Raw genomic sequence first — 16,271 nt, 5'->3', positions numbered from 1 at the left:
ATCAAACTCTCATGTTTAAGTTCCTGCCTTAGTTTTCACTTTGGCTTCCGTTTTTACCGTTGACTTTCGTCTTGGTCTCGCGCGATCTTCATAAAGCATGTTTTATGAATGATCAGAATTGAAAATCTTTATTTTAGGATGTGTTTTCATCTCATCCTTTATTTAGAATTTTCAGGGTTGTTTTACTATTCAGTTATCAAGTTTCTCTGACCTCTTATCAGGTCTTTGCTGTTCGCTCTCTCGTGCGTCAGCGAGATATATATTATCACACTGTGAAGAGCTTGTCAACAACTTTTTTTAATTTTTTTTGAAATTCTTTTTTTATTATAAAAAGTAGAATTTCTAACGGAGAAAGAGGGATTTGAACCCTCGCGCCGGTTGCCCGACCTACACCCTTAGCAGGGGCGCCTCTTCAGCCTCTTGAGTATTTCTCCTCACGACGTTTTCTTTACCGTCAGCAAGAATTAGTATATCAATTTGTTGCCATTATGTCAACAACATTTTTGAATTTTATTGCATTTTTTTACAAATTTATTCTTTATTCTATATCTATTTATAATTTTCATTCTCTACTACAATATATAGATGTTTTTCTTTTTCATTTTATATTATGATGTAAGTGTAAATAAGGGTAAAGTGCGCTTGTGCTCGCACAAATATGCAATATATGGTTTTTACAGTTACTTCCGGTATGGGTAGTTTTCATAAATAAAATGTTGAAACACTATTTTCATAGAACTATATTTTCTGATAAATGTTATAAATGGTTTTAGATTGTTAATCCTCTAATTTTAAGATAACAAAAGAGGCATAATTCTATGTTTACATAAAACCATGCCTCTTCTTATTATATCTGCAATTTTATCATCATGATATGACTAATTATTTTGCAGATACCTTGCGAACCTTTGAATATGGTCCATAGATTGTCTTTCCGCCAGCTTTGACATAAGAACGTACTTTTACATAGCATTTCTTCTTTGCCTTGATTCCCTTTGATATAGTCTTCTTTACAGTCTTAGCCTTTTTAACAGTTACTTTCTTTACTCCCTTCTTGAACTTCTTATCTGTAGAGTATGTAACCTGATATCCTTTGACTGTCTTGTCTTTCTTCCATTTCAAAGAAATCTTCTTGCCGGATTTTGCTCTTGTCACTTTAGTAACTTTAACAGCCTTTGGTGTTACTGTTAATTTGCATACTTTCTGCGCAGCTTTGTAATTATTCGTTGCTGCTGCATTGATTACAATATTTGTTGTTCCATATGCTTTTACTTTGATAACACCTTTAGCGTTAATCGCTGCTACTTTAGTATTGGATGACTTATATGTCAATTTACCATTTCCATCCGTCTTTGCTTTAATTGCAAATGCTTTGCTGCCGATTGCTTTCGTCAGTTTAGCCGGTGCTGTAATCTTCTGGTCTTTAGCTCCATTTGCAGGTGATGTCGGTTCTGCAGGTTTGTTGGTTGGAGTTGCTGTTGGCTCTACTGTCGGCGTTGCTGTTGGCTCTACTGTCGGCGTTACTGTTGGCTCTACTGTCGGCGTTGCTGTTGGCTCTACTGTCGGCGTTGGTTCTGGTTCACTGCCATCTAATCCACTTGGTGTTGGATCCTGTGGCTCTGCTAAATCATCAGCAGACATATCGCCTACACCTACCGTATAGAATACCTTAAGTCCATTTTCAGTGATGCCGACAATTGTAGTTGTTCCTTTGCCTACGGCTGTTACATTAACTTTTATCTTTCCGTCTGCATCTACCGTATGTGCTGCATTATCAACTACCGCTACAGCACTATCTGTTGAATAGAACGTCACTTCTGAATCTGTTGTAACCGGAGTCATATTTAATTCGATTTCTGTACTTGATCCAATTTCCGGCATAACAATCTTATTTGCCGTAACAGATTCCATCTTTGTAGCCTCTTTCTCTTTTTCTTTACCTGGGAAGAATTTCATTCCCTTAATGGTAAATGTTACAGAGATCTTTGTTGGGTTATCTACACCTGTAAAACTTACACTGTGTTTGCTGGAATTGATGGATACTTCTTCTACTGCGCAACCATCCCATCCATTGATCGGATCATTAGAATCAAGCTGTCCGTTGTCTTTCAGCAAATTCTTGAATCCGTCTGCATCCATAGAATCCAGTTTCTTTAAGGTAAGTTCTTTGTCATTTACAGTGATCTTATCATAACGAATCGATGCTGCTGAAACGACCGGTTTCAATGTGTTTGTATCACGGATATAGATTGCAGTGAGATCTTCTAACTTGGTAATTCCGGCTTTTACGCCATCGTCTGACAGATCTTTATCCAAATCAAATGTTAAAGTATACTGTCCATCACCATTCATTGTTACCGGCTCACTCTTTTCTGTTAATCCGTTAGCAAATAGTGCATTTAATGTTACATTTACTGTACCGCTGGAAGACTTCTTATTAACTTTGATAGCAACAATTGTACTTACACCACTTGCTGCTTTAACAATAATGTATGTCTTTCCTGCATTTTCTGCGGTTACTTTACCAGAGCTGCTTACTGTTGCGATAGATGTATTAGAAGATGTGTATGTAATAGCATCTTTGCTGTCAGCTGGTGTTAATGACGCATTTAATGTTAATGTGTCACCCTCTGTCATCTCATAGTAAGCTTTTTCTGTTTTGATCGCTGTTGCTGTTTCTTCACCTGTAGACTGTACAATTACCTGATTGCCTTTTCTACAGATCCAGACTGTGACTTAGCATATACTGTTGTTACACCGCCTGCTTTTGCATGGATCACTCCATCATAAACTGTTGCTACTGTATCATCGGCTGTGCTCCAAAGAACAATGTCTCTAGAAGAGTCTGGTGTTGCAGTAATTGTTTTTCTCTCGCCTGCTTTGATTTCTACCTTTGTATCACTCAACGCAATATCTGTAGCTTTCTCGATCTCAGGATCTTTAGAAACGCTATTGTCTGATGTCGTTGCATGACCATAACTTGTATAAATCGCAGACATTCTTTCGGAAAGATCAGTGCTCTTTCCTGCTTCCAATGTTCCACGGATCGTTCCGTGTACAACATCGTCATATACCGGTTTTAACTCCGGTCTGTTCCAGTCTGTGAATAGACCCTGCTCTGTCTCAACGCCTAAATAGTTACCTGTTCCCTGATCCCATACAACCGGAACTGCATTATAAAAGTCTGCGATTGCTGCACACATTTCATAATTCAGCGCTCTCTCTGCATTGTTATAGCCTGTAGCAGATCCGTTCTGTGCTTTGGTTCTAACACCATATTCACCAACATAAATCGGCATATTTACATCAAGATTTCCAACATTTTTGTAGCTGGAACTCATAGAACTCTGCCACTGTTTCAAATCATCATAACTCCATCTAACATTGTTATTAGATTTGTAAATATGAACTGCAAACATTAATCTTGTTGTTCCAAGATCACCGCTATCTGCCAATGTGTCCTCCGGCATTGTTGTAATAGCAGCTGTTGTTGCAAAACGTCCGGTAATTGCTAACCAGCGCTTTGTATTATTAGATCCTGTTGCACGTACTGTGTTAATGAACAACTGATTCAATGCGTTTAACACTGCATCGTCTTCATTTGTTGCTGTTCCATGTGCATCTGTAACCTCGTTCATGCTCTCAAAGATTACATGCTCATCGTAATCCTTAAAGCGGTTTGCAATAGTATTCCATACTCCCTCATATTTCTGATATACCTTTTCAATATTTTGAGAATATGTGTCCAACCAGCATGCTGGAGTATTGTTACCACGATCATCATGGTTAGCTGCACCATCATGATGGATATTAACAATTGCGTACATATCCTGATCTACACAATAATCTACAATCTCCTGTACACGATTGATCCATGCTTCGTCAATTGTATAATCATCGTTAATATGTGATCCCCAAGTTACCGGAATACGAACTGTATTGTATCCTGCATCATGAAGTGCTTTGATATAATCCTTGGTTGTCTTATATGCCTGCCATCCTGTTTCTGAAGAATCATATAATCCTCCATCCATTGTATTACCTAAGTTGATACCGGCACCCATTTCTTTGATTACCGTTTTCTTATCAAGAATACGGAAGGTTTTCGGATTACTACTTTCCGTGGAAACGTTCTTTGTCAAAGCAACACGTACTTTTTCCAAAGTATCTCTTGCTGCTTTATAATTTAATCTTGTGTCTGAAACATTAGTATATGCTTTTTCTGCTGTCGTAATAGCATCTGCAAGTTTCGCAAATGTATCTTTGTTAGAATAATCTCCTTCTTTCAATGACTTGCAATAGTCAATAGACTCTTTCAAACCATTTCTTGTAGCGGTACGGTCAATTTCCTCAGTTACCGTCGCATTATAAGATTCCATCTGTTTTCTTAAAGCCTTGATATCTTTAGAAAGAGATGTCTCATCTGCTACTAATGCTTCTGCATCTTTGATATCACTCTTAATTGTATTCCAAACTGTTTCATCTAAGATTTCAGACTGTTTGTAGCCTTTGAAGGTATCAATGATGGTCTGGATTGCCTTTGCTTCATCAGCGCGAAGTTCCGGTTCCGGCTTTGGCTCTACGTCAGTATCATCTTTGTTCCAAGATTCAACATTAGAAGCATCAAATCCTTCTTTGAATGTTACTTTTCCATCTGCATCCGGCTGAGATACTGTAACGGATCCTACAGAACCAAACTTAATTCCACAAATATATGCTTCTACATCTGTAGTCATTCTTCTCAGACGAACACCTGCAGATTCTTCCGTTCCTGTTTTTACACTAGAATCTGCAAATTTGTAAATAGCACTTTCTTTTTGCCCCATACCGGAACCATAACCACCTGTAGTTCCCCATCCGGCATGAAGAAAATGTGCACTATTTTTGTAACCGCTGCCACCGTTTTCTTTCATATTGGTCGTATTGTCAACACCGATCAATTCTTTGTTGGAAGTAACACTGTTGGCTGCAAGATTACCACCACTGATCTTAATACGTGAGTATCTGGAACATTTTGTCACTTTAATATATACAGTTACTTTCTGTCCTTTTACTTTGCTGAATGCAAATTTGCTTCCTGCATCGCCAAGACCTGCAACAATATCCTGTACGCTGACATCCTGCATAATCTCGTGTCCGTATGTTGTCTTAGAATCATCACCCCATACAACAACTTTCTGCTCTTCTTCCCATCTTACTTCTTCAGGAGAAGGTGTCGCATTCGGATCTACCACTTTGCTGGTGTAAAGACCGGTTAATGTAATTGCAGGCTCTGCCTGACAAAAGCTGACATTAATACCATTAAATTTGCCGCCTGTCGTATAAGAATCACGAATCTTGTCACCACTGATATAAGCAACATACTGTGCATTCTCTTCATCATACTGTGCATCGGATAATTTGATAATGTTATCCTGCCATCCTTGATATGAAGTATCATATGGCTGGAATGTCACGATCTTTGTATCCTCTGCTGTTCCCTCTGCTACCTTAAATGTGATTTTGTAATAATCCGCCTTTGCTGAATCTTTTGTCATAGACTGGAGATATCCATTATAAGCCTCTCCTGATACATGACTTCCTAAATTGGATGATAAATCATCTCCCTTTACCGTCAATATGCTTGTATCCTTCATATTTTCTGCCGGTGGTGTCACTGCTGCCTTTGCTTTGATACTGATCTGAGGCAGATTTGCCGATGTCAGAACCATAGCAATGGTCATAATGATTGCCATTATTCTTTTGTTTCTTTTCATCTTGTTGATCCCCTTTCTTTAATAAACATTTTTCGCACCCTGTATACTAAAGAACCACTGTTTTTGCTACGTCCCCCTTTCTATTTGTATTAAGCAACTTTCCTCCCCATAAAAGTATGCTAAAAAATTGTATATAAACAAAAAGCAAAAGCAACTGCAGCATGCACTCCACAGTAAAACTTTCCCTTTTTATTATATCAACAGATGTTAAATTTAGAATCTCAACTTGTTTTTATTATACATGGTTACTATCTATTATACAAGTTAGTTTTTTCATCATCAATTACTACAATGATTGGTAAATTTTCTACCTCCAATTTACGAATTGCCTCCGTTCCAAGATCTTCGTAAGCTATTACTTCTGATTTTTTTATGCATTTGGATAATAGAGCTCCTGCTCCTCCAATTGCTGCAAAATATACTGCGTGATTTTTGTGCATGGACTCAATTACTTCATCGGATCTTTTTCCTTTACCGATCATACCTTTAAGTCCTTTTTCAAGCAATAATGGTGTGTATTTATCCATGCGGCTGCTCGTTGTCGGACCGGCAGATCCAATAACCTGACCTTCTCTGGCAGGAGATGGCCCTAAATAATATATAATATTATTCTGAAGCTCTAACGGAATATCTTCTCCGCGCTGCAATGCCTCATAAAGTCTCTTGTGTGCAGCATCTCGAGCAGTATATACGGTTCCTGTTAAATATACATAATCTCCGGCTTTTAACTCGGAAACAATTTTATCATCAATTGGTGTATTGATATATTTTTCCATAATAATCCTACATTCCTTTCTCAGCCTGCAAACTTTATCTCTTTCATAACTTTTGACTCATCATATGATGCGATGAACATGTCTGTTAACATGACAACACATATTAACCGCAACCGGAAGACCAGCAATGTGTGTTGGATATACTTCAACATTAACACCCAACGCTGTCATTTTTCCACCTAAACCACCCGGTCCAATTTCAAGTTCATTAATTTTTTCTAATAATTCTTTTTCTAAATCTGCAACATATGAAATTTCATTATGTGTATTCAAATCTCTTGTTAATGCTTTTTTGGCTAAAATAGCACATTTTTCAAATGTACCGCCTACTCCGACACCAACTACTACCGGTGGACATGCGTTTGGACCTGCTATTTTAACTGTCTCAATAACAGCATTTTTAACACCTTCAATTCCATCTGCCGGTTTAAGCATACACACACGACTCATGTTTTCACTGCCAAATCCTTTCGGAGCTACCGTGATTTCGATATTTTCACCTGCTACGATCTCATAATGAATAACACCCGGCGTATTGTCTTTGGTATTTTCACGCAAAATAGGATCCGATACAACTGACTTTCTTAAATATCCTTCTATATAACCTTGCCGGATTCCTTCATTTACAGCATCCTCAAGATTTTGACCTTCAATATGGACATCCTGTCCTATTCTTAAAAATACAACTGCCATACCTGTGTCCTGACAAATCGGTATTTCATCATCTTTCGCAATCTGTAAATTTTCTTTCAACTGCGAAAGGATCTGTCTGCCCAAGGGAGAATTTTCTTCTTCTGCTGCCCGATATAATTTATCTTTTACATCCGACGTTAAAGAATAATTTGCTTCAATACACATTTCCTTGATGTTTTGAATAATAGTGTCTGTTGTAATTGTTCTCATAACTCTCCTCATTTCTAAACACTTTTGGTCCGACATTACTGCCGGACCAACTATTATCGTTGCTTCGGTATTAATTTATATCCTCTGGGATAACATCTCTAACCTTTGTAATACTTGCTACAACAATTTCCTTATTCGGATCCAGATCGATCAGTTTGACTCCTGATGTGATTCGTCCCAAGATAGAAATCTCATCCACCATGATCTGAATAATGATTCCCTCTGTTGTAATAAGCATTACTTCGTTATCACTATTTACTGCCTTTGCAGCAACAACATTACCGGTTTTTTCGGTAATCTTATAACACTTAATTCCTTTACCGCCGCGATGCTGTGGTGTAAATTCTTCAATGTTGGTACATTTGCCCATTCCATACTCAGATACCAGTAACAACTGTGTTCCCTGTGTATTTAACTGCATTGCTACAACTTCATCATCGTAAGACAAATTCATACCAATAACGCCCATAGAATTTCTGCCGGTAGTTCTGACATCTTTTTCATGGAAACGAATACACTGTCCATGCTTTGTTACCATGATAATATCCTTCTTGTTATCTGTGATCTTAACTTCAATCAACTCGTCATCATCACGAAGATTGATTGCCTGCAGTCCTGATTTACGGATATTAAAATATTCTAATATCGGTGTCTTTTTAGCAATACCGCGCTTCGTAACCATGAACAAATATTTATCTTCTTCGTATTCTTTGAAAGGAATGACCGCTGTGATCTTCTCTCCGGGCATAAGCTGCAGCAGATTGATAATAGCAGTTCCTCTTGCTGTACGACTTGACTCTGGTATTTCATAAGCCTTAATTCGATAAACGCGTCCCGTATTGGTAAAGAACATGATATAATGATGCGTCGTTGTCATGATCATATCATCGATATAATCATCTTCAATCGTCTGCATTCCCTTAATTCCTTTGCCACCACGATGCTGACTCTTAAAATTATCAACGGTCATGCGCTTGATGTATCCAAGCTTTGTCATTGTTATGATCGTATTTTCATGTGGAATCATGTCTTCCATGGAAATGTCATACTCATCATAACCGATTGATGTTCTACGCTCGTCACCATATTTATCGCGGATCAAAATAATCTCTTCTTTGATCACTCCCAATAATACCTTTCGATCTGCAAGGATTGCTTTGTATTCTTCAATCTTCTTTTGCAATTCTGCATATTCATTTTCAATCTTTTCTCTTTCCAAACCGGTCAGAGCACGCAAACGCATATCAACGATTGCCTGTGCCTGCGCATCAGTAAGTTCAAAGCGTTCTATCAATGAATTTTTAGCTTCCGCAGTATTCTTGGATGCACGAATGATTTTAATTACTTCATCAATATGATCCAAAGCGATCAGCAAACCTTCTAAAATGTGTGCTCTTTCTTCTGCTTTATTCAGATCATATTTTGTACGACGAGTAACTACTTCTTCCTGATGTTTCAGATAATACTGAAGCATCTGCATAATATTCATAACAACCGGCTCATTGTTAACAAGAGCTAACATTATGACACCGAATGTGTCCTGCAATTGCGTATGTTTATACAATTGATTCAATACAATATTTGGATTAACATCGCGGCGGAGTTCTATACATACACGCATTCCCTCACGACTTGTCTCGTCACGAAGATCCGTAATACCATCTACTTTTTTATCTCTATGTAATTCTGAAATTTTCTCGATCAAACGTGCTTTATTGACCAAATACGGCAATTCCGTTACTACGATCCTATTTTTGCCGTTATCCATAGGCTCAATTTCTGTCACGGCACGGACACGAATTTTACCACGACCGGTACGATATGCCTCCTCAATACCACGTGTACCAAGAATCTGTGCACCTGTTGGAAAATCCGGTCCCTTAATGATCTGCATAATCTCTTCAATGGTTGTTTCTTTATCTTCCTTGATATCATCAATAATCTGTACAACGGCATTGATCACTTCACGCAAATTGTGTGGTGGAATGTTAGTTGCCATACCTACGGCAATTCCGGAAGTACCATTCACCAGTAGATTTGGATATCTGGATGGTAATACTGTCGGCTCTTTTTCCGTTTCATCAAAGTTAGGAATAAAGTCAACTGTATCCTTGCCAATATCTGCAAGCATTTCAACAGAAATTCTGCTTAATCTTGCCTCTGTATAACGCATTGCGGCTGCTCCGTCGCCATCGACAGATCCAAAGTTACCATGGCCGTCTACCAAAGGATATCTGGTTGACCAATCCTGTGCCATATTTACCAATGCACCATAAATAGAGCTATCACCATGTGGATGATATTTACCCATTGTATCACCAACGATACGTGCACATTTACGGTGAGGCTTATCCGGTCCATTATTCAACTCATCCATTGCATACAGAATACGTCTTTGTACAGGTTTTAGACCATCTCTTACATCTGGCAAAGCTCTTGCAGCAATAACAGACATGGCATAATCAATGTATGACGTTTCCATTTTCTCTTTTAGATCCACTTCATGAATCTTATCAAAAATATTTTCGTCCATCTTGTCCTCCAATACTTACTCAACCATTAAATATCTAAATTCTTCACATATTTTGCATTTGCTTCAATAAATTCACGACGCGGTTCCACTTTATCTCCCATAAGTGTATTGAACGTCAGATCAATTTCCGCTTCCGAATTATCTCCAATATTAACACGGAGCAAAATACGTTTTTCCGGATCCATCGTAGTATCCCAAAGCTGTTCAGCATCCATCTCACCAAGACCTTTGTAACGTTGAATCTTGTTGTTGCCGTCTCGTCCAATCTCTGTCAAAATTTCATTCAATTCATTATCATCATAAGCATAACGAATCATTTTATTTTTTTCGACTTTATACAATGGCGCTGCGCCAGATAAACATGTCCTTGTCTGATCAGCTCCGGCATAAATCGATATAAAAATGTCAGCATCAATGTTGCAATATGTGCACCATCTACATCGGCATCTGTCATAATGACAATCTTATCGTAACGAAGCTTGCTAATATCAAAATCATCGCCGATTCCTGTACCAAATGCAGTTATCATTGCTTTAATCTCATTATTGACCAAAATTTTATCCAAGCGTGATTTTTCTACATTCAAAATTTTACCACGCAATGGAAGAATCGCCTGAGTTGCTCTATTTCTTGCAGTTTTGGCACTTCCACCTGCAGAATCACCCTCTACGATGTAAATCTCACAGTTTTTCGGATCTTTATCACTGCAATCTGCCAATTTACCGGGAAGAGCACTTCCCTCAAGGGCAGTTTTTCTTCTTGTGAGATCTCTGGCTTTACGTGCTGCATCTCTGGCACGCTGTGCAACGACAGCTTTTTCACAAATAATCTTAGCGATTGCAGGATTCTGCTCTAAGAAATAAGTAAGCTGCTCGGTTACCACCGATTCAACGGCACCTCTTGCCTCACTATTACCTAATTTCTGCTTTGTCTGTCCCTCAAACTGCGGTTCTGATATTTTAATACTGATAATAGCTGATAATCCTTCACGAATATCTTCACCCGCTAAGTTTGCATCGCTATCTTTCAGAATTTTATTTTTCTTTGCATAATCATTAAACGTCTTAGTTAATGCATTTCTAAAACCTGTTAAATGTGTTCCACCTTCCGGCGTTGTAATATTATTTACAAAGCTGTAAGTTCCTTCTTGATAAGAGCTGTTGTGCTGCATTGCAACTTCAACATAAATATCATTTCTCTGTCCCTCACAATAAATAACATCTTCATACAAAGCATCTTTTTGTTTATTCAAATAAGACACATATTCTTTGATACCACCCTCATAGTGGAACGAACGAATCTTTGGTTCTTCCAAACGACGGTCAATCAAAATAATCTTTAATCCCTTTGTCAAAAATGCCATTTCTCTAAGTCTTTGACGTAGTGTATCATAATCAAATACTGTTTCTTCAAAAATTTCTTTATCCGGCAAAAATACAACTTCTGTACCGGTATGATCTGTTTCTCCAATTTCTTTCAGTGGATACATTACTTTTCCGCGTTCATATCTTTGACGATACATCTTGCCATTTTGATGAATGGTAACCTCCAGCCACTCCGAAAGAGCATTTACAACCGAAGCACCAACACCATGCAATCCACCTGATACCTTGTATCCCCCACCACCGAATTTACCACCGGCATGAAGGATCGTAAATACGACCTCAACCGCAGGCAGACCTGCTTTGTGATTGATACCTACCGGGATACCACGTCCATTATCAATAACTTTAATGGAATTATCCTTATTGATCGTCACTTCGATTTCTGTACAATATCCGGCTAAAGCCTCATCGACCGCATTATCAACGATCTCATAAACGAGATGATGCAAACCACGGGTAGACGTACTTCCAATATACATTCCCGGTCTTTTACGTACTGCTTCCAGACCTTCCAAAATCTGAATTTGATCCGCTCCATATTCATTTTTCACTTCTGTTCCCATAGTTTTCTCCATTTCTTTACCTTGTTTCCAATGTCACTGTTCCCTCTTTCACTCGGAAAACCCTGTCAAGCGTTAAACGGCTATCAATAAACTCTTCCAAACCGGTGCAGGTGATTATGGTTTGTATGTCATGAATACTATCTAACAAATAGTTTTGCCTATTTCTATCGAGTTCAGACAAAACATCGTCTAATAATAATATTGGACAATCTTGTGATGATTTTTTTACAATTTCAATTTCTGCAAGTTTTAATGCCAATGCACAAGTTCTCTGTTGTCCCTGAGAACCAAACTTGCGCAGGTCCAATTCTCCATTCATAAAACACAGATCATCACGATGTGGTCCGACATTTGTAGAACAAAATTTCATGTCTCTTTCCTTTGATTCAGCTAGAGCTTTCTCAAAGTTTCCTGCAGAGACATCCGGTTCATACAATGTTTTTATAATTTCCTTCTCTCCGGTAAGATTTTTTGCAACTTGAAGAACAATTTTATCTAATTCATCCACAAATTGCTGCCGTCTTACAATGATTTTTTCTCCATACTCGATCAATTTCTCATCCCATATGGACAAAGTACTTTCCAAAGATGGCGAAAAGGATATCTGCTTTAGCAGTTTATTACGCTGCATAAGCACCTTATTGTATTCAGCCAGATCATACAAATACAAAGGATCTAACTGACACAATTCCATATTTACAAATCTTCTTCTCTCGGACGGACCATTTTTTATAATCTTTAAATCCTCCGGAGAAAAAAATATAACATGTGCAAGACCCATTAATTCACTAGAGCGTTTGATCGGAACACCATCAATAGCAATTCCTTTTCCTTTGCTCTTTCTCAAATGCATATCAATCTTATGAGTCATTTCTCGTTTAGTGAGAAACATACGTATGTGCGCTTCATCTTCACCAAACCTTATTAATTCCTTATCTTTGCTTCCTTTGTGAGAATTAGTCGTTGCACAAACATAGATAGACTCTAATATATTTGTCTTTCCTTGCGCATTATCCCCATAAAGAATATTGGTCTTTGGATGAAATTCCAACTTGGCATTTTCATAATTTCTAAAATTACCCACCTCAATGGATTCTAATTTCATTATGATTCACCTATTACTGTAACTTCCTGCCCTTGATAGCAAAAATTATCCTGCGGATACAATTTACGTCCGCGTCTTGTATCAACCTCCCCATTTACAGTAACTTCACCATTTTGAATCACAATTTTAGCTTCTACACCAGAGGATACTAATCCAGCCAGCTTCAAAGCCTGACCAAGTTTAATAAATTCATCACTGATCTCAATTGCCTCCATTTAAGCATTCCTCCTTATTATCACACATTAAAGTTGACAGGAAGAATTAAGTAAATATAGGTTTCCTCCTGGTCTCTAATGAAACATGGTGCTTTTGGATTGATCATATACATTGTAATCTCGTCTTCATCAATAACACGCAGTGCATCCATGAGAAAGCGAGGATTGAAACCAATCAAAATATCTTTTCCTTCTTTTGAAGCATCAATATCCTCATCCATCGAACCGATTGCTGAATTCATGGCAAATTTCATATAATCATCCTGAACATCAATAATAACCGGTTTTTTGTCGGATTCTTTCAAAAGAAGCGTAGATCTATCAATGCATTCTAACATTTCCCTCTTATTTACAGTTACTTTCGTCTCGTAGTCCGTAGAGAGCATCTTGTCAATTTTATAATATTCTCCTTCGATAAGACGGGACAAAACGATCGTATCTTCAAATTCAAACAATACATGTTTATCTGTAAAGAAAATAGAAACCTCATCGTCCATTCCACCGTTGATGATCTTACTGATTTCGATCAACGTCTTACCCGGAATGATAACACTAACATCATCATAGGACTGATTCAATTTTACTTTACGAATAGAAATACGATGTCCATCTAAGGATACAACTTTCAACTCAGAGTCGTGAATCTCAAATAACTCACCAGTCATGACTTTCGCATTTTCATTATCAGAAATAGAAAACACAGTCTGACGGATAATATCTTTGAGTGTAAATTGAGAGATATTTACGTTTTTATCTTTGACAATATTAGGCAGATACGGAAATTCGTCCGTTGCTTTTGCCATAATATTGAATTTTGCCTTACCACAACTAATATTCATATGATAGTCTTCATCTACCGTGATGGATACATTGTCGGATGGGAGTTTACGTATAATTTCAAAAAATACCTTAGCTCCAACTGCAACGGATCCTTCCTGCTTAATCTCACCATCAATCAAAGTTTCAATTCCCAATTGAAGATCATTAGCAATCAATTTGATCTGATTATCTTTTACTTCTATAACTACACATTCCAAAATCATCATTGTAGTTTTACCGGGAATTGCTTTCATAACAATATTCATTCCCTCAATGAGTTTGGATTTGTCACATATGATATGCATGTTTATAACTCCTTTCAAAAATCAGAGAAAAATAAATAAATAATATTTAAATATTTTTCAGTAGTAGCAGTAGTAGGGGTTGTGGATTTGAGGAAAAGTGGTTTTAGCCTTAGAAATCATTGAATCGAAGCTTTAGGACAAGTTCATAAATAAGTTTCTGATTTCTGTGAAAAACCATTCTTTTATACACAATCCGAAAATTTGCTGCTAAATCGAGCTTATGCTTTATTCACAAAAAATGTCGATATGTCAATAATATATCCACATATTCACAGAGAATAAGCTATTATCGGAACAAAACGATAGGAAAGAAAACGGTGTTTCTACCTATTATAATGTTACTTGTTATTGAGGATCGATCTTTTTGGTCAAAACATCAATCGTCTTGATAGACTCTTCATCACCCTCATCTAATTTCTTTTTGATGATTTCTTCCCCATGAAGAATGGTTGAGTGATGACGATTACCAATTTTGCTTCCAATCTCTTCGTATGTGCTATTTGTCAATTGCCGGCACAGATACATACAAATATGTCTTGGATAAACAATATTGGAGTTTCTTTTGGAGGAGAGGAGATCTTTCATTGTAATATGAAAATGATCTGCTACAGTCTCCATAATATAATCAATGGTAATCTGCCGCTTCATATTAGGATTGATGATGTCTACCAATGCTTTTTTAGCAGATTCCAAGGTGATTTCTGTATTACAAAAATCTGAGAAGGATAGCACTTTATTAATTGCTCCCTGTAGCTCTCGAATATTGGAAATAATGTTGCTGGCAATATAATCGAGAATAGAATCATCAATATTTATATTTTCTTCAGCAACTTTTTTTCTTAAAATAGCCATCCTCGTTTCGTAGGTAGGAGCCTTAATATCTACAGTCAGCCCCATTTCGAAACGGGAACGAAGTCTCTCTTCTAATGTTGTCATCGTAGAAGGGTGTTTATCTGAGGAGATAATGATCTGCTTCTGCGATTCATATAAATGATTAAAGGTATGGAAAAATTCCAACTGAGTAGATTCCTTACCTATAATAAATTGAATATCGTCGATCAATAGAACATCAACGTTGCGGTATTTATTGCGAAACTCCTGCTTTGTCATTGTATGTTCATTATGATGGCTGTCACGGACAGCATCGACAATGTCATTTGTAAAGGTTTCACTGGTTACGTATATAACCTTTTTACTTGCATCGTGTTCTTGAATATAATTAGCAATTGCATGCATAAGATGCGTTTTGCCAAGTCCCGGTCCACCATAAATGTAAAGCGGATTGTATGTGTCACCAGGCTCTTCAGCAACTTTTAATGCTGCTGCGTGTGCATAATCGTTGTTATCACCAACGACAAAGGTGTCAAACGTATATTTGGAATTGATCGTTGGATTATTATGCTTCTTTTCTTTCTTTTCAGGATCATCAGCTTTTTGCTGACCTAATTCTGAACGTGATACGAAAGAAATATCATATTGAATCCCAGTAAACTCTTCAATCGAGATTGCCAAAAACAGCGAATATCTCTGTTCAACGAAGGATTTACTGTTTCCAATCTTTACGTCATCGATCAAAACAGTAAGCTTATTACCCTCCACATGGTAAATGCTTAAGGTTTTAACGAAAGTGCGATAGATAGGAGCAGATATCTCAAATTCCGTCTTCATATTTTCTAAAATATCATCCCATTTTTCGTAAAGTTCGTTTTTCACAGTAACTTCCCTCTTTTCCAACAATAATCATTACTTATATAAATGCATTATAAGGCTTATACAGCCATTTTTCGGAGAAAAAGCCTATTTTTGCACCATATAACATTATTTTTATATCAAATAAGGGAAAATTACAAGTTCTAAGATGGGTTATAAAGCAAACTTCGCACATAAATAAATTATCATTGAAGACAATTT

The 16,271-nt window shown here is 37.3% G+C and carries 9 protein-coding genes, 1 tRNA gene and 1 pseudogene; all 11 read right to left on the bottom strand.

Annotated features, from left to right (window positions below; all coding sequences use genetic code 11):
- Positions 1-346 precede the first annotated feature (346 nt).
- A tRNA-Ser gene (locus DW981_RS12540) sits at positions 347-434 on the bottom strand.
- Between the two features lie 448 nt (positions 435-882).
- Positions 883-2,664: an Ig-like domain-containing protein gene (locus tag DW981_RS12535; protein ID WP_279220198.1), complete on the bottom strand. Its 1,782-nt coding sequence runs from the start codon at positions 2,662-2,664 to the stop codon at positions 883-885.
- A 35-nt stretch (positions 2,665-2,699) separates the two neighbouring features.
- Positions 2,700-5,756 carry a glycoside hydrolase family 5 protein gene (locus DW981_RS12530; RefSeq protein WP_118507965.1) on the bottom strand — a complete coding sequence of 1,019 codons (3,057 nt, stop codon included), beginning with the start codon at positions 5,754-5,756 and terminating at the stop codon, positions 2,700-2,702.
- 248 nt (positions 5,757-6,004) lie between these two features.
- Positions 6,005-6,532, bottom strand: coding sequence for a Fe-S-containing hydro-lyase (locus DW981_RS12525; protein WP_022024599.1), 528 nt, complete (start codon positions 6,530-6,532; stop codon positions 6,005-6,007).
- Positions 6,533-6,592: 60 nt separating this feature from the next.
- The gene (locus tag DW981_RS12520; protein ID WP_118507964.1) at positions 6,593-7,435 is read right to left on the bottom strand and encodes a fumarate hydratase; all 843 of its coding nucleotides are present in this window, start codon (positions 7,433-7,435) and stop codon (positions 6,593-6,595) included.
- Between the two features lie 70 nt (positions 7,436-7,505).
- The gene (gene gyrA, locus DW981_RS12515; RefSeq protein ID WP_118507963.1) at positions 7,506-9,968 is read right to left on the bottom strand and encodes a DNA gyrase subunit A; all 2,463 of its coding nucleotides are present in this window, start codon (positions 9,966-9,968) and stop codon (positions 7,506-7,508) included.
- A gap of 26 nt (positions 9,969-9,994) precedes the next feature.
- A pseudogene (gyrB, locus tag DW981_RS12510) lies at positions 9,995-11,916 on the bottom strand (DNA topoisomerase (ATP-hydrolyzing) subunit B).
- A 16-nt stretch (positions 11,917-11,932) separates the two neighbouring features.
- Positions 11,933-13,021, bottom strand: a complete 1,089-nt coding sequence (gene recF, locus DW981_RS12505; RefSeq protein WP_022024093.1) for a DNA replication/repair protein RecF — start codon at positions 13,019-13,021, stop codon at positions 11,933-11,935.
- Positions 13,021-13,236, bottom strand: a complete 216-nt coding sequence (locus tag DW981_RS12500) for an RNA-binding S4 domain-containing protein (RefSeq protein ID WP_022024094.1) — start codon at positions 13,234-13,236, stop codon at positions 13,021-13,023. Before DW981_RS12500 ends, recF begins: the two co-directional genes overlap by 1 nt.
- 20 nt (positions 13,237-13,256) lie before the next feature.
- Positions 13,257-14,360: a DNA polymerase III subunit beta gene (gene dnaN, locus DW981_RS12495; protein ID WP_118507962.1), complete on the bottom strand. Its 1,104-nt coding sequence runs from the start codon at positions 14,358-14,360 to the stop codon at positions 13,257-13,259.
- A 345-nt stretch (positions 14,361-14,705) separates the two neighbouring features.
- The gene (gene dnaA / locus DW981_RS12490; protein WP_022024096.1) at positions 14,706-16,073 is read right to left on the bottom strand and encodes a chromosomal replication initiator protein DnaA; all 1,368 of its coding nucleotides are present in this window, start codon (positions 16,071-16,073) and stop codon (positions 14,706-14,708) included.
- Positions 16,074-16,271 lie beyond the last annotated feature (198 nt).

The organism is Clostridium sp. AM49-4BH, from assembly GCF_003478335.1.
Taxonomy (GTDB): domain Bacteria; phylum Bacillota; class Clostridia; order Lachnospirales; family Lachnospiraceae; genus Butyribacter.
The sequence above is the reverse complement of the archived record's forward strand: the minus strand, read 5'-3'. Positions and strand labels throughout refer to the sequence as shown.

Bases quoted from the DNA above. Each gene is read 5' to 3' on its own strand.
- gyrA (WP_118507963.1), bottom strand. From the start codon at position 9,968: ATGGACGAAAATATTTTTGATAAGATTCATGAAGTGGATCTAAAAGAG.
- DW981_RS12530 (WP_118507965.1), bottom strand. From the start codon at position 5,756: ATGAAAAGAAACAAAAGAATAATGGCAATCATTATGACCATTGCTATG.
- DW981_RS12520 (WP_118507964.1), bottom strand. From the start codon at position 7,435: ATGAGAACAATTACAACAGACACTATTATTCAAAACATCAAGGAAATG.
- dnaN (WP_118507962.1), bottom strand. From the start codon at position 14,360: ATGCATATCATATGTGACAAATCCAAACTCATTGAGGGAATGAATATT.
- DW981_RS12525 (WP_022024599.1), bottom strand. From the start codon at position 6,532: ATGGAAAAATATATCAATACACCAATTGATGATAAAATTGTTTCCGAG.
- DW981_RS12500 (WP_022024094.1), bottom strand. From the start codon at position 13,236: ATGGAGGCAATTGAGATCAGTGATGAATTTATTAAACTTGGTCAGGCT.
- recF (WP_022024093.1), bottom strand. From the start codon at position 13,021: ATGAAATTAGAATCCATTGAGGTGGGTAATTTTAGAAATTATGAAAAT.